At 68.4% G+C, this 24,334-nt stretch carries 18 protein-coding genes; 4 read left to right on the forward strand and 14 right to left on the reverse strand.

The genetic code is table 11. The annotated features are described in order from the left end of the window. The first annotated feature begins 5 nt into the window (after positions 1-5). From AC5P7S_RS10520 to AC5P7S_RS10530, 3 genes are read left to right on the forward strand one after another with little or no spacing between them, the layout of a single operon-like run. On the forward strand, positions 6-1,883 hold the full coding sequence (locus AC5P7S_RS10520) for a DUF3413 domain-containing protein (protein ID WP_095377626.1): 1,878 nt from the start codon (positions 6-8) through the stop codon (positions 1,881-1,883). 20 nt (positions 1,884-1,903) lie between these two features. Beyond that, positions 1,904-3,049: a glycosyltransferase family 4 protein gene (locus tag AC5P7S_RS10525; RefSeq protein ID WP_095377627.1), complete on the forward strand. Its 1,146-nt coding sequence runs from the start codon at positions 1,904-1,906 to the stop codon at positions 3,047-3,049. Further along, positions 3,042-3,899 (forward strand): polysaccharide deacetylase family protein, encoded by an 858-nt coding sequence (locus AC5P7S_RS10530; RefSeq protein WP_049414699.1) that lies wholly within the window; start codon positions 3,042-3,044, stop codon positions 3,897-3,899. Before AC5P7S_RS10525 ends, AC5P7S_RS10530 begins: the two co-directional genes overlap by 8 nt. Positions 3,900-3,977: 78 nt before the next feature. Here AC5P7S_RS10530 and glmM read toward each other — a convergent pair whose 3' ends face one another. The 5 genes from glmM to trpB all read right to left on the reverse strand — a co-directional run bounded on the left by glmM (position 3,978) and on the right by trpB (position 9,135). Next, on the reverse strand, positions 3,978-5,339 hold the full coding sequence (gene glmM / locus AC5P7S_RS10535; RefSeq protein WP_095377628.1) for a phosphoglucosamine mutase: 1,362 nt from the start codon (positions 5,337-5,339) through the stop codon (positions 3,978-3,980). After that, positions 5,339-6,214 carry an acetyl-CoA carboxylase, carboxyltransferase subunit beta gene (accD, locus tag AC5P7S_RS10540; protein WP_005417947.1) on the reverse strand — a complete coding sequence of 292 codons (876 nt, stop codon included), beginning with the start codon at positions 6,212-6,214 and terminating at the stop codon, positions 5,339-5,341. The genes glmM and accD overlap by 1 nt, the downstream gene beginning before the upstream one ends. Positions 6,215-6,429: 215 nt before the next feature. Continuing rightward, the gene (gene trpA, locus AC5P7S_RS10545) at positions 6,430-7,239 is read right to left on the reverse strand and encodes a tryptophan synthase subunit alpha (RefSeq protein WP_005417949.1); all 810 of its coding nucleotides are present in this window, start codon (positions 7,237-7,239) and stop codon (positions 6,430-6,432) included. A 1-nt stretch (position 7,240) separates the two neighbouring features. Beyond that, a complete protein-coding gene (locus tag AC5P7S_RS10550) occupies positions 7,241-7,921 on the reverse strand; it encodes a hypothetical protein (protein ID WP_005417951.1) in 681 nt (226 codons plus the stop codon). Then, a complete protein-coding gene (trpB, locus tag AC5P7S_RS10555; RefSeq protein ID WP_005417953.1) occupies positions 7,918-9,135 on the reverse strand; it encodes a tryptophan synthase subunit beta in 1,218 nt (405 codons plus the stop codon). The genes AC5P7S_RS10550 and trpB overlap by 4 nt, the downstream gene beginning before the upstream one ends. Positions 9,136-9,232: 97 nt before the next feature. Between trpB and AC5P7S_RS10560 the strand changes: the two genes are divergently transcribed. Then, positions 9,233-10,120, forward strand: a complete 888-nt coding sequence (locus AC5P7S_RS10560; protein ID WP_005417955.1) for a LysR family transcriptional regulator — start codon at positions 9,233-9,235, stop codon at positions 10,118-10,120. Between the two features lie 71 nt (positions 10,121-10,191). Here the strand turns inward: AC5P7S_RS10560 and AC5P7S_RS10565 are convergent, their stop codons facing one another. From AC5P7S_RS10565 to AC5P7S_RS10605, 9 genes are all read right to left on the reverse strand, one after another. Continuing rightward, complete coding sequence (locus tag AC5P7S_RS10565; protein WP_005417957.1) at positions 10,192-11,301, reverse strand: toxic anion resistance protein; 1,110 nt, start codon at positions 11,299-11,301, stop codon at positions 10,192-10,194. Between the two features lie 44 nt (positions 11,302-11,345). After that, positions 11,346-12,053, reverse strand: a complete 708-nt coding sequence (locus AC5P7S_RS10570; protein ID WP_495213630.1) for a hypothetical protein — start codon at positions 12,051-12,053, stop codon at positions 11,346-11,348. Next, positions 12,050-17,437: a DNA repair ATPase gene (locus AC5P7S_RS10575; protein WP_095377629.1), complete on the reverse strand. Its 5,388-nt coding sequence runs from the start codon at positions 17,435-17,437 to the stop codon at positions 12,050-12,052. Before AC5P7S_RS10575 ends, AC5P7S_RS10570 begins: the two co-directional genes overlap by 4 nt. 82 nt (positions 17,438-17,519) lie before the next feature. Beyond that, the gene (locus AC5P7S_RS10580; protein WP_005417967.1) at positions 17,520-19,538 is read right to left on the reverse strand and encodes a hypothetical protein; all 2,019 of its coding nucleotides are present in this window, start codon (positions 19,536-19,538) and stop codon (positions 17,520-17,522) included. Continuing rightward, positions 19,538-20,212: an OB-fold-containig protein gene (locus AC5P7S_RS10585; protein ID WP_065179159.1), complete on the reverse strand. Its 675-nt coding sequence runs from the start codon at positions 20,210-20,212 to the stop codon at positions 19,538-19,540. Before AC5P7S_RS10585 ends, AC5P7S_RS10580 begins: the two co-directional genes overlap by 1 nt. A gap of 168 nt (positions 20,213-20,380) precedes the next feature. Beyond that, positions 20,381-21,037 (reverse strand): phosphoribosylanthranilate isomerase, encoded by a 657-nt coding sequence (locus AC5P7S_RS10590; RefSeq protein WP_053500245.1) that lies wholly within the window; start codon positions 21,035-21,037, stop codon positions 20,381-20,383. Next, positions 21,034-21,804 carry a tRNA pseudouridine(38-40) synthase TruA gene (truA, locus tag AC5P7S_RS10595; protein WP_053500246.1) on the reverse strand — a complete coding sequence of 257 codons (771 nt, stop codon included), beginning with the start codon at positions 21,802-21,804 and terminating at the stop codon, positions 21,034-21,036. The genes AC5P7S_RS10590 and truA overlap by 4 nt, the downstream gene beginning before the upstream one ends. A gap of 33 nt (positions 21,805-21,837) precedes the next feature. Beyond that, entirely contained in the window at positions 21,838-22,200 is a 363-nt protein-coding gene (locus tag AC5P7S_RS10600; RefSeq protein WP_005417973.1) for a VOC family protein, read from the reverse strand. Between the two features lie 26 nt (positions 22,201-22,226). Next, complete coding sequence (locus AC5P7S_RS10605) at positions 22,227-24,254, reverse strand: FimV/HubP family polar landmark protein (protein WP_095377630.1); 2,028 nt, start codon at positions 24,252-24,254, stop codon at positions 22,227-22,229. Positions 24,255-24,334 lie beyond the last annotated feature (80 nt).

Here is a 24,334-nt window from a genome sequence, read left to right on the forward strand (position 1 = left end):
CCGCCATGTCCGCAGCCGCCCCTGCCGCACCCGCCCTTGAAGGTTCCACCCGGCGTTGGCGCCGGCTGGCCTGGTGGTCGCTGTTCGTCGCCGGCAATGCGGCCCTGGCTGCGGCGATCGCACTGGGCAACGTGCCGCTGCGGGACAATCCAGGCGGCAGCGCGGGCCTGGCCTACCTCGCCATCGCCCTGCCCGGCCACCTGCTCGCGTTCGGTGCGCTGGCCGGCCTGCTGCCGTTGCTGCTGGGGCTGTGGCCACGCACTGCCCGTACGCTGAGCATCAGTGCCGTTCTCCTGCAGGGCCTGTGGCTGTGCCTGCTGCTGGTCGACGCCAAGGTGTTCACCCTGTACCGCTTCCACCTCAACGCCATGGTCGTGAACATGGTGTTCGGCGGCGCCCTGCAGGACCAGGTCGCCCTGTCCTGGAAGACCTGGCTGCAGGTCGCGCTGCTGGTCGCCGCGGTCTTCGCCGCCGAAGGCCTGCTGGCCTGGGCGTGCTGGAAGCTGTTGCCGGCAGCGCCGCGCCGGCGACGGGTGCTGCAGGCGTGGGCAGCGGTCGCGCTTCTGATGGCCGGCGGCCAGGTCGCCACCGCCTACTACGACGCCCGTGGCGACCGCGATGTGATCGCGCAGTGGAACTACCTGCCGTGGGCGCAACCGATCACCGCCAAGAGCTTCATGCGGCGCCTGGGCGTGGTCAGCCAGCAGCAGGCCGGCCTGCCCGACCCGCGCCATGCGCAGCTGCAGTACCCACTGCACCCGCTGCGCTGCCAGAACCCGCATCGCCCCAATGTGCTGATGGTGGTGCTGGAATCGCTGCGCCAGGACGTGCTGACACCGCAGCTGATGCCCAACACGTCGGCGCTGGCGCAGGACGCGCGCGTGTTCGACCAGCACTTCAGCACCGGCAATGCCACCCGCTACGGCCTGTTCGGGCTGCTGTACGGCCTGCCCGGTGGCTACTGGCCAAGCATGCTCGACGAGCAGCGCGGCTCGCAGCTGTTCCAGGTGCTGGGCCAGCAGGGCTACGACCTGCACCTGTACGGCAGTGCGCCGTTGTACAGCCCGGAATTCGATCGCACGGCTTTCGCCGATGTGCGCGACCAGCTGCACCAGGGTCCATCGGCACTGAAGTCCGACGGCCGCGACCGCGCGATCATCAGTGCACTGCAGCAGGACATCCGCGCCAGCCAGGCGGCGCAGCGCCCGTGGTTCGGCTTCGTGTTCCTCGACTCCACCCACGCGCCCTACCACATGCCCGATGGTTACCCGCCCGTGGCGACGCCGATGGCTGCGGACATCGACTTCCTCAAATTCGGCCCGGAGCATGACCCGACGCCGGAACTCAACCGCTACCGCACCGCCGTGCACTACGCAGACAGCCTGATCGGCTCGCTGCTGGACGACCTTCGCGCACAGGGCCTGGCCGAGGACACCATCGTGCTGGTCACCGGCGACCATGCCGAAGAGTTCAACGACCTCAAGCTGAACTATTGGGGCCACAACGGCAACTTCTCCGACTACCAGCTGCAGGTCCCGTTCGTGCTGCATTGGCCGGGCAAGGCCGCTGGCCACGACGCACGCACCAGCTCGCACGAGGACTGGGTGCCGACACTGATGCGCCACGCGCTGGGTTGCGAGAACGCGCTGAGCGATTACAGCACCGGCCAGGACCTGCTGGCCGAACCGCAGGGCCCGCGTGCGCTGGTGGTCGAAAGCTGGTCGCAGCGCGCGATACGCCATGGCGATGCCATCTACGTGTTCGACAAGTTCGGCAACGCCACCGCTCTGGACCTGCGCTACCGGCCGCTGTCACAGCAGGCGCCCGACGCGGCCGCCGTACGCACTGCATGGGAAGCGCTGACCCGCTTCCGCAACCGCTGACCCTCAAGGATCGATCCTGCATGAACCGTCCGCTGCGCATCCTGCACACCGAAGCCGCCAAGGGAATGGGCGGACAGGAGATCTACATCTTCCGCCACATGCAGGTGATGCGCGCGCGTGGCCATGAGGTGGCGCTGCTGTGCCAGCCCGAAGCGCGACTGGCCAAGCTGGCACGCGACGACGGTTTCACCGTGCACACCCTGCGCATGGGCGGCCTGCTGCGCCTGCTGCGCGGCATCTGGTCGGTCTCGCGCCTGGTGCGCCGCGAACGCTATGACGTGGTCAACACCACCAGCCGCCGTGACGCGCTGATCGCCGCCGCCGGCGCACGCCTGGGCGGCACGCCGCTGGTGGTGCGCTCGCGCCACCTGATGAGCCCGGTCAACTCGCGGCTGACCTATACCGGCCTGCCGCACCGGGTGCTGACCGTCAGCAGCTTCGTCAAGCAGTTGCTGGCCGAGCGCGGCATTCCGGCCGAACACATCGGTATCGTGCCGCCCATCGCGGTCCCGCCGCGCTGGAGCGAGATCCGCAAGGACGACCCCTGGCAATGCCTGCAGGAGGTACGCGCGGAAGTGCGCGCCGAGCTCGGCTTCGGCGAACAGGACATCGTGGTCGGTTGCGTGGCGGTGCTGCGCGAACCCAAGGGCCACGCCGACCTGCTGCAGGCGATGGTGCCGCTGTGCAGGACGCACCCGAACCTGCACCTGGTGGTGGTCGGCGATGGCCAGCCGGTCATGGATCGACTGCAGGCGCTGCGCGACGAGCACGGGCTGCAGCAGCAGGTCCACCTGCTCGGCTATCGTGACGGCGCGTGCCGGCTGATGGCCGGCTTCGACATCTTCGCGCTGGCTTCGCACAAGGAAGCGGCCGGTACCGTGTTCCTGGAGGCCGCCTATGTCGGGGTGCCGATCGTGGCCACGCGCGTGGGTGGCGTGCCGGAAATGGTGGTCGATGGCAGCAATGCCATCCTCACCCGATTGGGCGACAATGCAGCCCTGACAGGCGCCCTGCGCCTGCTGGTGGACGATCCGGAACGGCGGCGGCAGATGGGCCGCGCCGGCTGGGACTGGATGCACGGCGCGCACCGGTTCACCCCCGATGGCCACGGTGAGACCACCGAACACTACTACCGCCAGTGGCTGAAGGAGCTGGGACATGGCTGATGCCCGAACCGTACCGGTACTCATGCACCACCACGTCAGTCCGTCGCCGGGCATGATCACCGTGTCACCGGAGAATTTCGAAAGCCAGATCGCCTGGTTGGCCGGCAACGGCTGGACTTCGCTGACACTGGACCAGTACGCCGGCTTCCTGGCCGGCAGGCCGGTGCCGCGCAAGTCGATCGTGATCACCTTCGACGATGGCTACCTGGACAACTGGGTGTATGCGCACCCGATCCTGCAGAAGTACGGCATGCACGCAGTGGTGTTCGTGGTCACCGGCTGGATGGGCGAAGGCCCGGAGCGGCCCCATGCGGGGCTTGCCGGGGCAGTGCTGCCTGCCACGCCGGACCATCGCGGCTGCGAAGCGGCGATCTACGAGCAGAACCGCAGCGACGACGTGATGATGCGCTGGAGCGAAGCGCGCGCGGCCATCGCCGCCGGCACCTTCGAAGTGCATTGCCACACCCATACCCACACCCGCTGGCTGCGCCGCGACGACCTGGACCGCGCACAGCGCCGTGCGGGCCTGAGCCACGATCTGGCAGTCTCGCGCGAAGTCCTGCGGGACAAGCTCGGCGAGGTGTCCGATACGCTGTGCTGGCCTTACGGCGATTTCGACCAGGACCACATCGAGGTGGCGCGCGAGCACGGCTTCCGCTACCTGCACACCACCCACCCGTTCGGCCGCAACGTGGTCGGCGGCGATCCGGAACGCATCTACCGCTTCGCGATCCGCAACCGCCCGGCCAGCTGGCTGCGAAAACGCATCGCACAGAGCTACAACCCGCTGATCGCACCGCTGTTCAATGGCTTCAAGGCACGCCAGAAGAAGATGGTGCCGGGGCCGTAGGCAGCCCAACGCCCTGCCCCTTCAACGAAAACGCCCCGGCATTCCGGGGCGTTTTCGTTGGGCGGATGTGCAGCGGCCTCAGGCGGCGGCTTCACGTACCGCCGCGGACAGTCGATCCAGCGTGTCCTGCATCAGCGTTGCATCATCGGCCTCGACCGTGACACGCACCACCGGCTCGGTACCGGACGGGCGCAGGAACGCACGGCCACGGCCGGCCACCGACTGCTGCGCGACAGCCAGCGCGGCCTGCACGCTGCCGGCCTGCACGGTGGCCTTGGCCGAGACATTGCCCAGCCGCACGTTGACCGTCTTCTGCGGCACCCGCACCAGTCCTTTCAGCGCCTGGCGCAGGGTCTGCCCGCTGTTGCGCAATGCCACCAGCACCTGCAGGGCGCTGACGATGCCGTCGCCGGTGGTGGCCCGATCCAGGCACAGCAGGTGGCCGGAGGCTTCGCCGCCGAGCACCCCACCGCCTTCGATCAGCGCCTGGTGCACGTAGCGATCGCCGACATTGCTGCGCACGAACGGAATCTGCAGGTCGGCGAAGGCCTTCTCCACGCCGTAGTTGCTCATCAGCGTGCCGACCACCGGGCCGCGCAGGCGGCCTTCGGTTTTCCATGCGCGGGCCAGGATGTAAAGCAGGTCATCGCCGTCGACCGGGTTGCCCTGGTCGTCGGCCATCAGCACGCGGTCGCCATCCCCATCGAAGGCAATGCCGAGATCAGCGCGGGTTTCGCGGACCTTGGCCGCCAGGTTGTCGATGTGGGTGGAACCCACGCCGGCGTTGATGTTGACGCCGTTGGGCTCGGCACCAATGCCGATCACCTCGGCGCCCAGTTCACGGAACAGCAGCGGCGCGATCTGGTAGGTGGCGCCGTGCGCGCAGTCCAGTACCAGGCGCGCGCCACGCAGGTCGAACGCGCGCGGCACGCTGGCCTTGCAGAACTCGATGTAGCGGCCGACCGCCTCGCGGCCACGCGATGCCTTGCCCAGCTTCTCCGATTCGGCGGTGGTGAAAGGAACGTCCAGCGCCGCTTCCAGGGCCAGCTCGGTGGCATCGTCGAGCTTCTCGCCCTGGGCGGAGAAGAACTTGATGCCGTTGTCGTAGTGCGGGTTGTGCGAGGCGCTGATGACGATGCCAGCGTCCACGCCAAGCGTACGGGTCAGGAACGCCACCGCCGGAGTCGGCATCGGCCCCAGCAGCTGCACGTCGGCACCGGCGGCGACCAGGCCGGCTTCCAGTGCCGCCTCGAACATGTAGCCGGAAATGCGGGTGTCCTTGCCGATCACCACGATCGGCCGGCGCCCGTCCTGGCCGCGCTGGGCGACCAGTACACGGCCCAGGGCGTTGCCCAGGCGCAGCACGAAGTCGGCCGAGATCACGCCCTGGCCGACCCGGCCACGGATGCCATCAGTACCGAAGTACTTGCGGCCTCCCATCAAGCCACCTCCGGCGCCGGCTGACGGCCCAGCATCGCCAGCAGGTCGGACAGGCGGTCACGCAGCTCGCGGCGGTCGCAGATCTGGTCGATGGCACCGTGCTCCAGCAGGAACTCCGAGCGCTGGAAGCCTTCCGGCAGCTTCTCGCGCACGGTCTGCTCGATCACGCGCGGGCCGGCGAAGCCGATCAGCGCCTGCGGTTCGGCGATGTTGATGTCGCCCAGCATCGCAAAGGAGGCCGAGACACCACCGGTGGTCGGATGGGTCAGCACCGAGATGTACGGCAGCCCGGCTTCACGCAGCTTGCCCAGCGCGGCCGAGGTCTTGGCCATCTGCATCAGCGAGAACAGGCCTTCCTGCATGCGGGCGCCACCGCTCTGCGAGAAGCACACGTAGGGCGCACCGATCTCGACCGCGGTTTCTGCGGCCAGTGCGAAACGCTCGCCGACCACCGAGCCCATCGAGCCGCCCATGAAGGCGAAGTCGAAGGACGATGCCACCAGCGCACGGCCCTTGAGCAGGCCGCGCATGGCGATCAGCGCGTCGTACTCGCCGGTGTTCTTCTGCGCGATCTTGATGCGCTCGCTGTACTTCTTCTGGTCCTTGAACTTGAGCAGGTCGGTCGGCCCCAGGCGCGCACCGATCTCGGTGGTGCTGTCGGCGTCGAACAGGGCGGCCAGGCGCGCGCGCGCGCGGATCGCCATGTGATGGCCGCACTTCGGGCAGACTTCCAGGTTCTCTTCCAGTTCCGGACGGTACAACGCGCTGCCGCAGTTGCTGCACTTTTCCCACAGGCCCTCGGGGACACTGCGCTTCTTGCTGGGGGTGTTGTCGGTGCGGATGCCGGACGGCATCAACTTGCTGAGCCAACTCATGCGGGAGGACACTTCCGTTCAGGGCGGCCCAGGGGCCGCAAAGGCGGACAGTCTAGCTCCGCTTTCCCCGCCCGTGCACCCCCTTTCCAGCCGCGGGGCAGCCGGAAAAAACCATGCTGGGACGTACGTTTAGGTGCTGGGCGGTACCCGCCGCTGGCCGGCAGCCCTTGCACGCGAGCCATCAGGAGGAGGCCGGCCAGCGGCCGGCAGTCCTGTTACGCGTCCAGCGCCTGCCGCAGCGGGGCGAGGAAGGCCCGGGCGCGCTGCACCGCGTCTTCCGCCGAGCCCGCTTCTGCCAGCGCCGCCACCAGCGCGCTTCCGACCACCACGCCATCGGCCTGGCGGGCCATGGCCGCGGCACTGGCGGCATCCTTGATACCGAAGCCCGCCACCACCGGCACCGATGCGCGCGCGCGCAACGCCTGCAGTCGGGTACTGGCGGCATCGCTGTCCAGGCGCTCGGACGCGCCGGTGACACCGGCAAAGCTGACGTAGTAGAGATAGCCACGGGCCAGCGCCAGCAGCTTGTCGGCTCGCGCCTCGCTGGTGGTCGGCGACGCCAGCAGGACCAGCGCAAGGCCGGCTGCGTCGAACGCCTGCTGGGCGTCGCCCGCTTCTTCCGGCGGCAGGTCGACCAGCAGCACGCCGTCCACGCCGGCGTCGACGGCGGCCTTGGCGAAGGCCGCGTAGCCATGGATCTCCACCGGGTTGAGGTAGCCCATCAGCACCACGGGGGTCTGCGCATCGCGTTCGCGGAACTGCGCCACGGCCTGCAGGACGTAGCGGCTGCCGGCGCCGCGCGCCAGCGCGCGCTCGGAGCTGCGCTGGATGGTCGGGCCATCGGCCATCGGGTCGGAAAACGGCACGCCCAGTTCGATCACGTCGGCGCCGGCCTCGACCAGTGCGTGCATGACCGGCACGGTCGCCTCCAGCGAGGGATCACCGGCGGTGACGAAGGGAATCAGCGCCTTGCGCTGCTGTTCGCGCAGACGCAGGAAACAGGCATCGAGTCGGGATACGGGCATTTCAGGCACATCCTTCAATCAGTTCAATCGCATCGCTGGTTCCCCAGTACATCCGGGTGACCTTCCCTTCAAACAGTTCCAGGCGGATACCCAGGTCCGAACCCGGGTCCTGCCAGGTGAGGTACTCGCCCTGGTCACCGTCGTAGGCATGCGGGCTGGATACCGGCGGCTTCGGGAACTGCGCCATGGCCTGGGCACGGGTCATGCCGATGCGCAGGCCGAATGGACCGGGCTGTTCAACCGGCAGCTCCGGGTCGTCGCCCGGCTTCAGATCAAAACGGACCACGCGGTCGTCGTCGGTCATCATCGACACGCCCGGCGGCAACCCCCTGCCGTCGTAGTACTCGCAGTCGCCTTCGAAGAACTCTTTCGCGCCCTGTGCCTTCCAGGGCCCCAGTGACTTCAGGTCCCCCATGTGCTGGCCGACCAGCACTTCGCCGGCATGGTCCAGTGCCACCGAGGCGACGGCGGGGGCGTTGTCGCCGTTGCTCTCTTCCGCAGACGGCGGATCGACGATCGGCGTACGCGCCATCGGGTCGAGGTCATCGTTGGCAGCCGGCTGCTGTGCGGGCTGCGCGGTGGCTTTGGCAGCCGGCGCAAGCACTGGCGGTTCCGGCGGCTGGCACGCGGCCAGGCCCAGCACCAGCAGAAGCACTCCGCTGTTCCGCAGCAGCGCGCTCACAGCACAAGCCCTTCGCGCGCGGCGATGGTGTGCACGTCCTTGTCGCCACGGCCGGACAGGTTGCACAGCACGATCTGGTCACGCGGACGCTCACGCGCCAGCTTGATCGCCTGTGCCAGTGCGTGGCTGGACTCCAGTGCCGGCAGGATGCCCTCGGTATGCGCCAGCAGGTGGAAGGCCTGCAGCGCTTCTTCATCGGTGATGCCGAGGTAGCGCGCACGGCCGGTATCGGCCAGGAAAGCATGCTCCGGGCCGACGCCCGGATAGTCCAGGCCGGCCGACACCGAGTGGGTCTCGATGATCTGGCCGTCGTCGTCGCACAGCACATAGGTGCGGTTGCCATGCAGCACGCCCGGCCGACCGGCGGCGATCGATGCGGCGTGGCGGCCGGTGCCGATGCCGTCGCCGGCGGCTTCGGCGCCGACGATCTCGACCTGGCGATCGTTGAGGAAGGCGTGGAACAGGCCGATGGCGTTGCTGCCGCCGCCGACGCAGGCGGTGATCGCATCGGGCAGGCGGCCATACTCGGCCAGCATCTGCTCGCGCGCCTCGCGGCCAACGATGGCGTTGAAGTCACGGACCATGCGCGGATACGGATCCGGGCCGGCCACGGTGCCGATGATGTAGAAGGTGTCCTGCACGTTGGTCACCCAGTCGCGCATCGCTTCGTTGAGCGCGTCCTTCAGGGTGGCCGAGCCGGAAGTGACCGGCACCACCGTCGCGCCCAGCAGCTTCATGCGGTAGACGTTGATCTTCTGCCGCTCGATGTCGGTGGCGCCCATGTACACCACGCATTCCAGGCCCAGGCGGGCGGCAACGGTGGCACTGGCAACACCGTGCTGGCCGGCACCGGTCTCGGCGATGATGCGCTTCTTGCCCATCCGCGCGGCCAGCAGCGCCTGGCCGATGGTGTTGTTGATCTTGTGCGCGCCGGTGTGGTTCAGGTCTTCGCGCTTGAGCAGGATCTGCGCGCCGCCGACATGGTCGCTCAGGCGCTGGGCGTGGTAGATCGGGCTCGGCCGGCCCACGTAATGGGCCAGGTCGCGGTCGTAGGCAGCCTGGAATGCCGGGTCCTGACGGGCCTGGTCATAGGCCTGGGCCAGTTCCTGCAGCGGACCCACCAGGGTTTCGGCAACGAAGCTGCCGCCGTAGCGGCCGAAATGGCCCTGGGCATCCGGGAAGGCGTGGTAGTCGGCAATGGGGGAGGCAGACATGGAAGCGACCGCTGGTTCGAGACAGGTGGATACTCTAGCGCACGGTTCTTGACCGGAAAATGGATATTATCTGGCGCATATCGTCAGGAAATCTCACATGAGCCGTTCCCTGCTGCCGCCGCTCAATGCGCTGCGTGCGTTCGAGGCCACCGCCCGTCTCGGCGGCGTGGGCCGCGCCGCACACGACCTGCATGTCACCCACGGTGCGGTCAGCCGCCAGCTGAAGCTGCTGGAAGACCATCTCGGCCTGGCGCTGTTCCAGCGTGCCGGTCGCGGCCTACGCCTGACCGCTGCGGGCACGCGGCTGCAGGCAGCGTGCAGCGAGGCCTTCGGCGGCATCGAAGACTGCGTGCGCGAACTGCGGCGGCCGGCGGCGGCCCCGGCGCTGGTACTGGGCTGTAGCGGCAGCGTGCTGGCGCGCTGGATGATCCCGCGCCTGCCTGCGCTGCAGGCCGCCCTGCCCGGCGTGCGCCTGCAATGGTCGGCGCTGGATGGCAGCTTCACCGAGGCACAGGCGGCACTGGATGCGGTATTGCTGCTGGCGCAGGGGCCGTGGCCCCGCGGCTGGCAGGTGCGTGAGCTGGCCCCGGAACGGGTCGGCGTGGTGGTGGCCCCCTCGCATCCGGCCGCGCAGCGACTGCGGCATGTACCGCCCTCGGCGCTGCTGCAGGAAACGCTGCTGCACACCAGCTCACGGCCGCAGGCGTGGCCGGCGTGGGCGCAGGCGCACGCTCTGGACCCCGCGAAGCTGCAGCTGGGTACGGCCTTCGAGCATCTGTACTACCTGCTGGAGGCAGCGGTGGCCGGGCTGGGCCCGGCGATCGCACCCGAGCCACTGGTGGCCGAGGACCTGGCCGCCGGGCGACTGGTCGCGCCGTGGGGGTTTGCCGCCACCGGTGGTTTCTGGGTGCTGGCGCGACCGGACGGACCACCTGATGCGCGCGTGGATGCGCTCGCCGACTGGCTGGGCCAGCAACTCCGCTGACAACAAAAAGGGGACGGAGGGAATTAAGTCGTTTGTGCCACTTGCGACTTAATTCCCTCCGTCCCCGTTTTTCAGCTGGCGGTCGGTGTGGCCAGGCGCTGCTGCAGGTCTTCGCGCAGGCGCGACAGCTCGACTTCGGCCTGCTGCCGCTGCTGCATCCCTTCGCGATGGATGCTGCGCACTTCTTCCACCGTGGCGATCAGCTGGTCGTGCACATGGCGCAGCGTGGCCACGTCGATCACGCCGCGCTGGTTGCTGCGCGCGGTATCCACCGAGGCCTGACGCAGCAGGTCGGCATTGCGACGCATCAGTTCGTTGGTGGCGTCATCGATGGCCGTGGACAGTTCGACCGCAGCCTTCTGTTCGCCCAGCGAGAGTTGGATGGCGAACTGGCGCTTCCACGACGGAATGGTGATGTCGCGGACGGTGTTGAACTTCTCGATCAGCTGCAGTGCGTTGGCCTGGATCAGGCGGATCATCGGCAGCGACTGGTCGGCGGCGTGCTGCATCAGCTGCAGGTCGGACACGCGCTTCTCGATCAACCGGATCGCATTGTCGATCTCGCCCTGGCGGATGCGCTGCTGGGGGTCCTCACTGCCCTGCCCGGCCAGCTGTTCGGCCTGCAGTTCGGCCAGCCGCTGCTTGCCCGCTGCCGCATACAGTCCGAGCGCACGACGTTCTTCGCGGACGATATCGTGCATGCGGTCGAACTCCCCCACGCGCTTTCCCATCAACGCCTGCTGCACGCCGACGTCGGCCAGCAGCTGTTCGATCTGCGCATTGGTGTCGCTGAACTTCTGCACCAGCTCGCCCTTGGAGGCGCGCATGCGATCAATCAGGCCACCGATCACCGGCACCTTCGATCGCTGCGCGAAGCCATCCAGCTTCAGGCTGCGCGCGATGCGCACCACTTCGCCCAGCTTCTCGCCGCTGGCATCCAGGTCACGATTGCGCACCTGGTCCAGCAACTGGCTGGAGAACGCTGCGGTGCGCGTGGCCGCTTCGCGGCCGAACACCTGCAGGTTGCCCGGGCGCAGATCGTCCAGTTCCAGACGGATCTCGGCGATGCGCGGCAGATCCTCGCGTACCAGTCCCAGCGCCTGCAGCGCACCTTCATCGAGCGCAGTGGCGGTGGTCGTGCCGGGTACGAGGGCACCGGGGGTCTGGCTGTCCTGGGTCATCGGGCAGTCTCCTTGCAGTTGGGTAAGCGGCAGCGGCGGCCGGCTCAAGGCAGTCTAGCCTGAGCCGCGGCCACCTCGTCATCGATCTGTGCGTGCAACGTGGCATCCTTGCCAGCCAACGCAGCGCCCGCAGCGGCCTGGCCCGCCAGTACAGCCTGCCGCCAGGCCGGCAGCAGCACGTCATGGATGCGCGCGAAGCGTTGCAGCAGCATGTTGTCCTGGTCCTGCAGCAGCTGCCATTGACCGGCTTCCAGGCGGCGCAGCGAGGCCAGCCGGCGAAGATGGTCCAGCCGATGCGACAGCGCGGCCTGACCGGCGCTATCCAGCGTCGTCAGCCGCGACGCAGCCAGTTCGGCCCAGCCGTCCAGCGCCGCGGCCGCCGCGGAATGCTCAACGATGGCCATGGCCCGCAGCTGCATGTGCTGCTGCAGGTGCTGGGCCTGCTCACGCGCCTGCAGGGCCAGTACGCCCAGCTGCGACTGCAGCGCGTGCCCTTCTGCTTCGCGAGCGACATCGCGCCCCAGCAGCCGTCCCCACCAGCCTTCCTGCTGCCGGATCTGCGCCGGGTTGCCGGCCTGCAGGGCCAGCGCGATGCGCGCAAGCGCAGCCACCAGGCGCTCGCCCGCATCCGGTGGCAACGGCGTTTCGCGCCGCGCCAGCGCCTGCAGCAACGGCGCACCATAGTCGGCCAGCGCAGCGACATCGACCGTATCCGGCAGCATCGGTGGCGGCAGTGGCACGCGCGTGGTCACGGCAGCGGCGGCGGCTTCGGCGTGGATGCCGGCATGCCATCGCCGTCTTCCGGTGGCAATGACTCGCCGTAGAAGTGGCGCATCAGCGCCTCATCCAGCGCCCGCTCCTCCGGCGTCGCGGCGCGGCGCACGCGCGCGCGCTGCGCCACCACAGCGCTCGGCGTGCCCCGCTCGACCTGCTGTCGCGCCCAGCCGGCGAACGCGGCCAGGGTCTGCGACACCTGCACCTGCTGCGCCTGCGATGCCGCCAGCAGCTCCACCAGCGGCGCCAGGCCCGCCTGCAGGTCTTCGGCCAGGGCCGTGGCCGGCACGCTGGGGGCTGCCACGACCGGCGCCGGCGCGGCGGCGGGACGCGCCTCTGAAAGGCGATGCAGGGCCTCCAGCAGCGCCGGCCACGGCGCCGGGTCCGCAACGGGGATCGCTTCCGGCGCGGGCGATGGCAGCTGCAGCGCGGTGGCGATATCGGCCAGCTGCGCCACCACGCGCCCGCCGACATCGCTGTCGTCGGCACCCATGGCCTTGTTGCGCAGGAAGTCGCGCTTGATCTGCGCCCAGCGCTGCGCCTGCGTGTCATCCAGTACGCCGCGCAGTTCGGCCAGCTTCAACAGGTTCTCTTCGGCGCCGGTGGTCAGCAGCTGCGCCTCGCCCAGGTAGTGGTCGGAGATCAACTGCTGCAGTTCGTCCTCGTTCATCACCGGGGAGATCTTCTCGGCCAGCTTGTTCATGTTGCGGTAGCTGCCCTGCAGCCGGAACGGCGGCTCGGTGCGGTAGCGGTCGTCCTGTGCGGCGCTGGCGATGTACTGCTGGTTGACCCGGTAGACCACGTCGCGCACACGCAGCATGCGCTGCAGGGTGGCGGTGATCTCGTTGATCTCCGCGCTGCTGTAGGCGTGGCTGAGGCTGTTGGTCGAGACCTCCTTGCCCATCGCGCGGTCGACCAGCACATACAGGTCGGCCATGTCGCGCGTGGCCAGCGGCGCCAGCACCGGATTGGAGGTCAGGCTGTTCTCGATGTAGCTGAGGGTGAAGGCGGCCTCCATGCCACCGAGCACGTCACCGAGGTTGTAGATGTCGGCACGGTTGGCCAGCATGTCCGGAATCTTGAACACCTCGCCGGACTCGGTGTACGGGTTGCCGGCCATCACCACGCAGAACTTCTTGCCGCGCATGTCGTAGGTGCGTGTGCGACCGCGCCACACACCCTCGATACGGCGGGTGCCATCGCACAGCGAGATGAACTTCTGCAGGAACTCGGGATGGGTGTGCTGGATGTCGTCCACATACAGCATGGTGTTGTTGCCCATTTCCAGCGCCAGGTTGAGCTTCTCCAGCTCCTGCCGCGAGGTCGCGTCCGGTGCCTGGGCCGGGTCCAGCGAGCGCACCTCGTGGCCCAGCGCCGGGCCGTTGATCTTCATGAAGACCAGGCCCAGCCGGTGCGCCACGTATTCCATCAGCGTGGTCTTGCCATAGCCCGGGGGCGAAATCATCATCAGCAGGCCCATCAGATCGCTGCGCTTGTTCTCGCCGACCGTGCCCATCTGCTTGGCCAGGTTGTCACCGATCACGCCCAGGTAGACATCGTTGATCAGCTTGTTGCGTACGAACGAGGACAGCGGCCGCGCCTTGAACTCGGAAAGCCGCAGGGTCTCGCGCTCGCGACCGATGATGCCCTGGCGCAGCGCCTGGTAGGCATGGAACGCTGGCACGAAATGACGCAGGTGCTGCTGCAGGCGCGCCAGGAAATCATCCAGCGATACCACCAGCGTGCCATTGCTGATGCGTGCGTGTTCACCCAGCAGGCCATTGACCTCCGCCTGCAGTGCGGCATCGCTGGTACGGGTGCGCAACTGGCGCTGCACCAGCAGCAACGCGGCGGCTTCGTCGACATAGCCGGCATGCTGGGCATGCGCCGGCATCCGCGCCACTGCGCGCAGCCACTGCCCAGCCAATGACCAACGCGTAGCCAGTGGATCCTGGCCGCGCTGCAGGGCACGCTCGACCGCCTCACGCTGCCCCGCCTGCTCCAGCTGCTGGGCCAATGCCTCCAGCAGCGCCACCGCGTGGCGGCTGCTGCTGAACACCGGATCGCCCGCCGCCAGTTCTTCGCCCAGATAGGCGGATGCAGCCTCCGCGGCATCGGCATCGAACGGCAACGCGTGGGACTGCGCATACGCCAGCAGCGTCTCGGCCATTTCTGTGCGCAACGCCAGACGCCCTTCGTCGGACCCCAGCAGGCGTGCCAGCGCCTCGGCGCCCACCTGCCGCGCCGGCCATTGCGCCACCGCTTCGCGCCGCTGCTCGGCGGCCCAGAACAGCAACGCCAGCGCACGCACCCGCGGTGCATGGCGCAGGCTGCCGGCCGCCTGCTGCAAAGGCAGTAGCGCACGCAGGATCAGTGCCGCATCGTGGTCATGGATGCCGCGCTCGTAGCCTTCGCGATAGCGTGGTGCGGCAAACGCACGCACGCGCTGATCCAGCGCTTCCGGGTTCGCGACGTCGTGCTGCAGCGCAGCCAGATCGAGGCCGTCGCGCGCCTCCTGCGCGGCCAGCAGCAGGCTGCCGGCCAGGTACTCGCCGCGATACAGCGTGGGCGATTCCGAGTCCAGGGTGACCGGCCAGAACGGCTTGAGTGCGTCCAGCTCCGGGTCGTGCAGGGTCTCCAGGAAGTCGGTGCCGGTCAGATGGATGGCCAACGTATCGCCACGCGGCAACAGGGTCAGGTCCAGTGCCTGCGTATTGACGCTGAAGCGATGGCGCGGGCCCAGCCGCACCACGTTGCCGCCGGCTTCGTACAGGTCACTGCGGTCGCGCAGCTGGCGCACCGCCTGGTCACGCACTCCCTTCAGCCGCGCCTCGATGTCGTCGGCCTTGACGTTGTCGTGCAGCGTGCGCAGGCGCTCGGCCAGCTCACGCAGCTTGAGGATCAGCGGATCGCCGGCAAAGAACGCGTTGAGCTCATCGGCGTTGGCGAAGCGCTCGGTGCGCCTGGCCAGGCCGTCGAGGATCCGATTGGCCGCATCCAGTACCGAACGCGCCTTGCGCTGGCGGTCATCCAGCAAGGCCTGCTTGTGCGTTTCGAAGGCCTCGACCAGCTCTTCGCGCTTGCTCAGGATGTCGCCGAGGAACTGCTCGTGTTCGCCGAACTGGCTCTCCAGTTCTTCCAGCTGGACCAGCAGGCGCGACAACTGCTCGTCGGCACGTTCGGGGTCGGTGGCCAGCGCCAGCGCGCTGGTGATCGACTGCGAGAACAGCGCGAACTGGGCGGCGAACTGCGCCACGGCCTCGGCCGAACCGAGTGACCTGCGGCGCTGGTCAGCACGCGCGCGCGCCTGGTTGAGGCGACCGTACAGCACCGAGATCGACTCGACCACGCGGGTGCGGGCAGTGGCATCGTCCACCTTCAGGCCGGCCATCAGCTCGGACAGCATGTCCAGGTCGGACGCCATGCCAAGCAGGCCTTCCAACTGCTCGTCCAGCTGGCGCGCCGTCTGTGCCTGCTGCGCGGCATCGTCCAGCGCCTGCAGGCGCGTGGCCAGCGGCGCCAGCGCCTCCTCGCCGGCGAGGAAGTCACCGGTGGCGGCGCCAACACGGTCCTGTGCCTCCACCAGTTCGACGGTCATCGTCTCGATGCGCGCGGTGTCGATGTAGCGCAGCTCGCGGAGGGTCAGCAGCCGCCCGCGCAATGCGGTGATCGCGTTGAGGGCCTCGACGAAGGCCTGCACCTCGCTCCAGTTCTGCGGTTGCAGCCGGCCCAGTAGCGCCTTGTGCGCGGCCTCGGCCTCCAGCATCGCCTGCGCCGATTGCTGACGGATCGACTGCACCTTCTCGTACTCGTCCAGCACCGATTCGCCGGTCGCGCTGATCTGCCGCAGCAGCGCCTCGGCGCCATCGCAGGCCGCGTCACCCAGCCAGTGGTGCGCATCGAACAGGCGCCGCGTATCGGCCACCAGGCGCTGGTAGCGCTGTACCGACACGTCCTGGCCATCGATCTCGCGCGCCAGGTTGAACAGGTTGGAAATGCCGCGCACCAGCTCGGCGTTGCCGATGCGGCCCATGAACGTATTGCCTGGCGGCCGGTTGGCGGCGAACTCGTCACTGCTGAACGGCGTCTGCCAGACCTGCATCGGATGGATGCGGGTCGGTTCGCTGCCCTCGGCATGGAACAGCACCATGCGCCCGTCCTGCATCAAGGCGTAGCCATGGCCGAACACCGGGTTCTGCAGCACGCGCTGGATGGTGTTGTAGACGAACAGCGCCGAGCGCCCGCCTTCGCGCTCGTAGAAGATGTACAGCACGTCCTCGCCGTTTGGCGAACGGATGCTGCGCTTGAACTGCATGCCGGCCATCGAGGCATCAAATGCCTTGTGCTCGCCGCCCTGCAGGTAATAGCCACCCGGGAAGATCACGCCATGGTCTTCGGGCAGCTGCACGCAGGCCTGCACGATCGCATCATTGCGCACGATGCCGCCGGTCAGCGTGTTGTAGATCAGGCCGCGCCATTCGGTCTCGCGGTACGGCAGCACCTTCAGCAATACCAGCGAGCCGACCCGGGCGAACTCGAACTGGGCGTCGTCCAGCGACTGCGTGCTGTCCTCCACGGGTTCACTGTAGATGCCCTGTCCGGTTTCGGTGTTGTTTTCGACCTTGATGGTGAGGTCGCCACCGGTGGTCTCAACGAACAGGGTGTCGAGGATGTTCAGGTGCGAGTGGCGGCCGTTGACCGCGAGGTCGCGGGTCGCCCGGGTCCATTCGAAGTCGAACGGCGGCGGCAGTGCGATATCGCGCTCACCGCGCGCATCCAGGTAAGTCAGCTCGCCCTCGCGCGACAGCGCCCAGCGGAACACGCGCACGTCGCTGCTGCGCTCGCCGATCTGGAACGAGGCCAGCAGCTTGTCGCCGACCACGATCAGCTGCAGCAGGCGCGCGTGCTTGTAGTAGGCATACAGCTCGTTGAAATCGTGCACGAAGCCGGGCTGGTCGAGGAAGCTGCCCTTCAGCTCGAGCGCAGCGACGTCGTAGCCGTCGTTGCCCTGCACCAGCCGGTACAGGCCGAACACATCTTCGATGCGGGTCTGGGTCTTCAACCCGATGAACACGTTGTAGCCGAACAGCAGGCGGTCCGGGCCCACCTGCACGATGTCACGGCCGACGCAGTTGTTGTCGCTGCGGATGCGGAAGCGCCCGACCACCTCCAGGCGGCTGTCGCCGAACTCGGCCAGGCGCTGGCGGTTGAGCGTTTCGGCCAGGCCCTGCAGGCGCTGGCCCTGCTCGGCCAGGCGGCGGCGCAGGACTTCGTAGGCGCCGCCCTGGGCGACAGCCTGGTCGACGGTGCTACCGCCGGCCTCCGGCGCAGTGGATTCGGCGGACGGATGGGTTTCAGACATCAGCAGGTTTCCGGCTCACGGGCGGACGGCCGCGGTTGCGGCCGGCGCGGGCGGGCGATGGCGGCGGCCATCGCCCGATGCATCAACGGGCGCTATCGACCACGGTAGCCGACACGGTCGGTACCGCTTCGGCATCCTCGGCGATCTGGCGCGGCGCCGGTTCGGCCACGGCCACGCCCAGGTAGCGCTGCATCAGCTCCTGCACGATCGGGCTCTTGCCGGCGAAGCCTTCGATCGACTTGCCCAGCGACACCGCCTTGACCAGGTTCTCGAACATGCCGCCGTCGCCACCGACCAGGTCGATATCGGCGTTGCGCAGCGCGCTGGCGATGACATTGGCGTTCTCGCGCGAGACTTCCTTGCCGGCTTCGATCGAGGCCAGCGCCTGCTTCAGGCTGTTGTCCAGCATCATGCGGAACTCTTCATGGCCACGTGCCTGGTCACTCAGCGAGGCGATGGCTTCGAACTTGCGCACCAGGCCCTCGGCCTCGGCCAGCAGCTTCTTCTGCACCACGCCGGCTTCGGCATTGCCCAGCGACTCGGTGGCGGTGGCACGGGCCAGGCCCATCTTTTCCTCGCCCTGTGCCTGCGCCTGCAGGGTCTCGGCCAGCACGCGGGCTTCGTTGCTGCCCTGCTTCAGGCTGGCTTCGGCCTTGGCTTCGATCACGCGGGCCTCGGCAATGCCGACCTTCTCGATGGCCAGCGCCGAAGCTTCACGCACCTGCGCTTCGGCCAGGCCCGGCGCTGCCTGTTCGGCACGCAGGGCATCGGCCAACAGGCGCTTGGCTTCGGCCTGCTTGCCGGCCGCTTCATGCTCGGCCTGGGCCAGCGTGGTCAGTTCCACCGCGCGATGCTTTGAAGCGGTCTCGCGCGCCTGCGCTTCCTTGACTTCGCGCACCAGCGCTTCCTGCGCCTTGGCCTCGGCTTCCAGGATCAGCACCTGCTTCTGGCGGTCGGCCTCGGAGACTTCGCGCACTTCCTTGATGCGCTCCTCTTCCTGCGCCACGGTCTTGTCGATGGAGATGCGTTCACGGGTGATGTTGGCCACGTCCATCTTGCCCTGCTCGACCACCTTGTCACGCTCCACGCCCTGCAGCTGCACTTCACGATCGGTGGTGACCTGCTCCAGCTGGCGTGCGCGCTCCACGCGCTCGGCCTCGATGGCCACGGCACGCTGGCGGTTCTGCTCGGCCACTTCCACTTCGCGCAGGCGGTTCTGGTCGCGGATCTCGATCAGCTGCTGCGCTTCGATGCGGGCGTTCTCGGACAGCTGGCGCTGCTCCTCCTGCACCTTGGCGGTCTCGGCCTCCTCGCGTGCACGGATGGTCTCGATCTCACGCTTCTGCCGCGCTTCGGCTTCGGCCTGCTGGCGTTCCAGGGCCAGCAGCGCTTCGCGCGCTTCCACGTTCTTCTTGGTGATGGCGAGCTTCTCGTTCTGCTCCAGCTCGTTAGTCACCACGTTCTGCGCGGCGGTCAATTCGGTGATCTTGCGGATGCCCTGCGCATCGAGAATGTTGAACTGGTCCAGCAGCGATTTCGGGGTCTGCTCCAGGTAGTCAATCGCCACGTCCTCAAGGACGTAGCCGTTCAGATCATTGCCGATCACCGCGATGATCTCGTCGCGGAACTCCTGGCGCTTCTCGAACAGTTCGGTGAAGTCGAACTTCTTGCCGACCGTCTTCAGCGCTTCGGAGAACTTGGCGTTGAACAGCTCGTCGACGGCATGCTTGTCCGATGCACGGTCGGCACCGATGGCCTTGGCCACCCGCAGCACGTCGGCCTGGGTCTCGTTGACCCGCAGGTAGAACGCCACGGCGATATCGGCACGCATGTTGTCGCGGCAGATCAGGCCTTCCTTGCCGCGGCGGTCGATCTGCAGCGTGATCAGGCTGATCCGCATCAGCTCGGCGCGGTACAGCACCGGGATGATCAGCGCACCGGTGAAGTGCACCTTGGGCGTGGAGCTCATGTCGTTGACGATCAGGGCCACGCCCTGGTCGACCTTGCGGTAGAAGGCCTTGAACAGGCCGGCCAGGCCGAGCAGTGCGACCAGCAGCACGGCTACGCCGATCAGGAAGGGGGCCATGGTTGCCAACGTCATCAGTGATTCTCCTTGTTGCCCGGAAGCAGGTTGTCCTGGAAGTCGAGGGCGACCGCGTCGGCGCGGACCACCCGGTAATGGTGTTGATCAGCCACGTGTTCGACCAGCACGATGCGCTCGCCACGCTGCAGTTCGATCTCGCTGCGCACCTGCAGCACCAGTCCGGCGCCGCCATCGTCGAAGGTGGCGTGGCCGCTGCGGGCATCCACCTTCGGCGAGGCAACCACGCCGGTACGCCCCAGCAGCGAGGCCTGCGCCACCGGGCGCAGGCGCAGCAGGAACCTGCGGACGGGGCGCAGCAGCAGCGCGGTGAACGGCACCGCCGGCAACGGCGCCAGAAGGGCCACGACCGCACCGATCGCCCAGCGCAGCAGGTCCGGCAGCGGCAACAGCACGAACAGATGGACGAAATAGGTGACGATCCAGGCGAAGAAACCCAGCAGCGTCACCACAAGCATGAGGGGAACCCCACCCAGGCCCCAGCGCGCCAGCAGCGCGGACAGTCCCTGCAGCTCATGTGGGTCGCCATGCAGCGCCCCATCGGCGCCGGCATCGCCAAACCCGTCGTCGACCAGGCCGAAGGCCGCCAGTGCCCAATACAGCACCGCCACCGCCAGCACGATGCTGTACGGCAGGGTCGGGAAACCGAACACGACGGTGAGGAACTCCTGCATCGCTTGCCTTCCTGGGCTGTGGGCGGCGGCCGCCCGTTCGGGGCGCGCCATGCACGTCCCGTCGATCCCCGCGCCGGCCCTCATGGCAGGCGCGCTTGGGTCCATCCTATGTGAAGAATGCGTGCAGGCTCAAATCCAGGTCCAGATCACGGCAAATAGTGACGACAATCACTCAAGAACCGTGCAATCGGCGCGGCGCACTTCCTCGACGAAAGTACGCATCCTGTAGCCGTCCTTGATGCCCGGCTCCAGTTCGATGCCGCTGGAGACATCCACGCCCCACGGCAGGGTGGCCAGCACCGCGTCGTAGACGTTTTCCGGGTTCAGGCCGCCGGCGAGCAGGAACGGGCGATGCAGGCCGGTCGGGATCCGGCCCCAGTCGAAGGCCACGCCGGTGCCGCCACCGCCGCCCGGGGCATGGCTGTCGAACAGGAAACCGGCGGCGCTGGGATAGCGCAGCTGCAGGGTGCGGGCGTTGATCTCTTCACGCCCGCCCATGGCGATCGCCTTCAGGTAGGGCATGTTGAAGCTGCGGCAGAAGCCCTCGTCTTCCTCGCCGTGGAACTGCAGCAGGGTCGGTCGTACCGTGCGCAGCACCTCGCGCACCTCTTCCTTGCTGTTGTTGCGGAACAGCGCCACCACGTCGACCATGGGCGCGATCGCCTGGCGCATCGCGCGCGCTTCGGCCGGAGCGACCCGGCGGCTGCTTTCACGGGCAAAGATGAAACCCACCGCGTCCACGCCCAGCTCACCGGCCAGGCGGACGTCGCCGGCCCGGGTCATGCCACAGAACTTGATGCGTGTGCGGTAGTAGGAGCGGCTCATAGCGTGACCTCGGCGGGCAGGTGCCAGTTGTCGGGGTACAGGGGCCCAAGGAACACCAGGCCCTGCGGCGGTGCGGTGGGACCGGCTACGGTGCGATCGCGCCCGGCCAGCAGTTCGGCGATCCATTCCACCGGCTTCTCGCCACTGCCCACCAGGATCAGCGATCCGACGATATTGCGGACCATGTGATGAAGGAATGCATTGCCCTGCACGGCAACCTCGATCACCTCGCCCTGGCGGCTGACCTGCAGTGACTGCAGCTCACGCCGGGCGTGCAGCGCCTGGCACTGCACCGAACGGAACGCACTGAAGTCGTTCTCACCGAGCAGGGCCTGCCCGGCGGCGTGCATCAGGGTCTCGTCCAGCGCGCGGCGCTCCCAGCTCAAGGTCTGCCGGTCCAGCGCGGGCCGCACTTCGCGGTTGAGCAGGCGGTAGCGGTAGCGACGTGCGCGCGCGGAGAAACGCGCGTGGAAATCCCCGGCCACCGGCACGCACCAGCGCACTGCGATCGAGCGCGGCAGGCGGGTGGTAGTGCCCAGCATCCACGCGCGCGGATCGCGCACCACGTCGGTATCGAAATGCACGACCTGGCACTGGCCGTGCACGCCGGCATCGGTGCGGCCGGCACAGACCACCTGCAGCGGCGAATCGGCCACCGACGACAGGGCCTGCTCAAGGCTGGCCTGCACGCTCGGGCCGCCCTCGCCCAGGTTCTGCCAGCCCCTGAAATCGCTGCCGTCGTACTCGACGCCAAGCGCGTAACGCATGTGCTACCTCAGATATTGCGGGAGGGGCGGCGCTCAGGCCGGATCGCGTTCGGACCACACCGCCAGTTCGTTGCCGCCGGGCTCGACGAACTGGAAACGGCTGCCGCCGGGGAAGGAAAACACCGGCCGCACGATCTCACCGCCAGCGTCAAGCACCGCCGTTTCGATCGGTGCCAGCTGGTCAGCGTACAGCACCAGCAGTGGCGCACCGGCATCGCTGGCCCGCAGCGGCTGGCCGCGGAAGAAGCCGCCCTGCAGGCGGCCGTCGTCGAACGCGGTGTAGTCGCTGCCATAGTCTACGAACGACCAGCCGAACGCCTTCTCGAAGAAGGCGCGGCTGGCCGCAGGATCCGTGGAAGCGAATTCAACGTAGTCGATGCGGCGCTCGCGGCTCATGACGGGGTCCTTGTCGGCAGGGTCGATCACGGCAGGCGGGCCAGCAGTTCGCGGGCCTGGGCCTGGCAGTGCAGGTCGCCGCCCTCGGCCACTTCCTGCAGCAACGTTCGCGCGGTCTGGGCATCGCCCAGGTCGAGGTAGGCGATGGCCAGCTCAAGGCGCTCCTGCCCGGCGCGCGGCGCCCAGCCGGCATCGCCGGCCGGCGCCGCAGTACCGTCTTCATGCGGCGCTGCGGCCAGCGCGTCGTGCGGCGCTGCGCCTGAAGCCTCGCCGTCAGGGTGCTCGGCCGGCAGGTCGAACACGCCGCGGAACTGCGGCTGCTGTTCGGCATGCAGCGCGTAGTCCGGCACTGCCACCTCGCCGGGGGCCGCCTGCGCGAGCGGCTCATCCTGCGCTGCGGCGGCCGGCGTGGGATCCTCCTGCGTGGGCACCGGCTCGTCCCAGCGCGGCAGGTCGGTCACTGCCTCGGGCAGCTCCACTACTTCGTCATCGCGCAGCGTCTGCGCCTGCCAGTCAGCCTGGGCGGCGACGTCGGCGACCGGTTCGGCAGCCACGTCATCCTGCCCCCCGGTTTCGCTCGCCCAAGCCGGCATCGCCGGCTCCTGGCGGCCCGCTTCGGGCACCACCGACGACCACGAGGACTGCTCGGCCAGGGTATCCAGCGCCGCGCCCGCCGGTACCGCAGCGGTCAGACCGGCGGCATCGTCTTCGTCGCGCAGCGGCGGCAGCGGCGATGGCTTGCGACGACGCAGCAGCCAGGCTGCACCGGCCGCCAGCAGCAGCACCGGCAGCCCCAGCCAGTACCACGGCGTTGCCGCATCGCGGGTATCCGGTACCTGTGCCAGGCGCTGCTGCGCGGCGGCCAGGTCGTTGTCCTTCATCGCGATCAGCGACTGCTGCTGTTCCTTGAGTTTTTCCAGGTCGGCGACGCGCTGCTTCAGCTCGCCAATCTCGGCATCGCGGGTCGCGATGTCCTCGCGTGCCTGGCGCAGTTGTTCGTTGCCCAGCATGTCACCCTCGCTGCCGGCTCCAGTGCCGGTGGTTGTGCCCGCGCGCGCGGCGTCGGAAGCCAGCGCCGGGGCGATTTCAAGTCGTGCCCCATTGGCCGCGGCCGGGGAAGAAGCGTTCGTGGTTGCCGCCGCGGCCACCGGGGCGACGGTACCCGCCGGTTGCGGCACGGTGCGCGCCTGCCGCCACTGCGCTGCATGCTCGCGCACCAGCGCTGCGGCCTCGGCGGCATCGACCGCCGCCAGTGCATCGCTGCCGGGCATGCGCAGTACGGCGCCTTGCTTGAGCAGGTTGACGTTGCCGCGGATGAAGGCCTCCGGGTTGGCCCGCAGCAGGGCGATCATCGCGCGGTCGCGGCTGACCTGGTTGCCGCGGGCCACCGCGCTGGCGATCTGCGACAGGGTCTGCCCACGCTGGACGATGACGCTGCCATCGGCTGCCTGCGCGGCAGCGGGTGCATCCCCTGCACGCGGGCGAGCCGATGCAGGTGCCGGCGCTGCCGCAGTGGACGGCGCAGGTGCGCTTGCGCTCTCCGCAGCGGCCGGCGCCGGTGCAACGTCTCGCACGATGGTGTTGGAGAGGGTACCGGCCGGCGCGACGATTTCCGGTTCGGCCACCGCCAGTGCGCTGGAGGGCGCATCGACCAGCGCCGAGTATTCGCGCACCAGGCGGCCCTGGCCCCAGTCGGCCTCGATCAGGAAGCTCAGCGACGGGGTTTCGACCGGCGTCTGCGAGGTCACCCGCACCACCGCCCTGCCCTGCGCATTGCGGGTCAGTTCGAACTGCAGCTCGCTGACCAGCCCGGCCGGCCGCTGCAGGCCAACGCGTTCGAAGGTGACCGCAGAGGCCAGCGCGACGCGCAGGTTCTCCAGTTCGGATGGATCGGCCGAGACTACCGGGATTTCGGCCAGCAGGGGCTGGCCTGGCTTGGACAGGACACGGATGTCACCCAAGCCCAGGGCAAGCGCCGAACTGCTGGCCAGGGCCAGCAGCGCGGTGGAAAGATAGAGGAGCGGGCGCTTTGCGCCCCTGGCCCGTTTATTCATGGGCGACACTATAAAGCGTGCGCACCGGGGTCCGCACCCACCGAGGGGACCTTCGGTAGCGCCGGCCACTGGCCGGCAGC

This window comes from Stenotrophomonas sp. YJH_SMC_32, assembly GCF_059369975.1.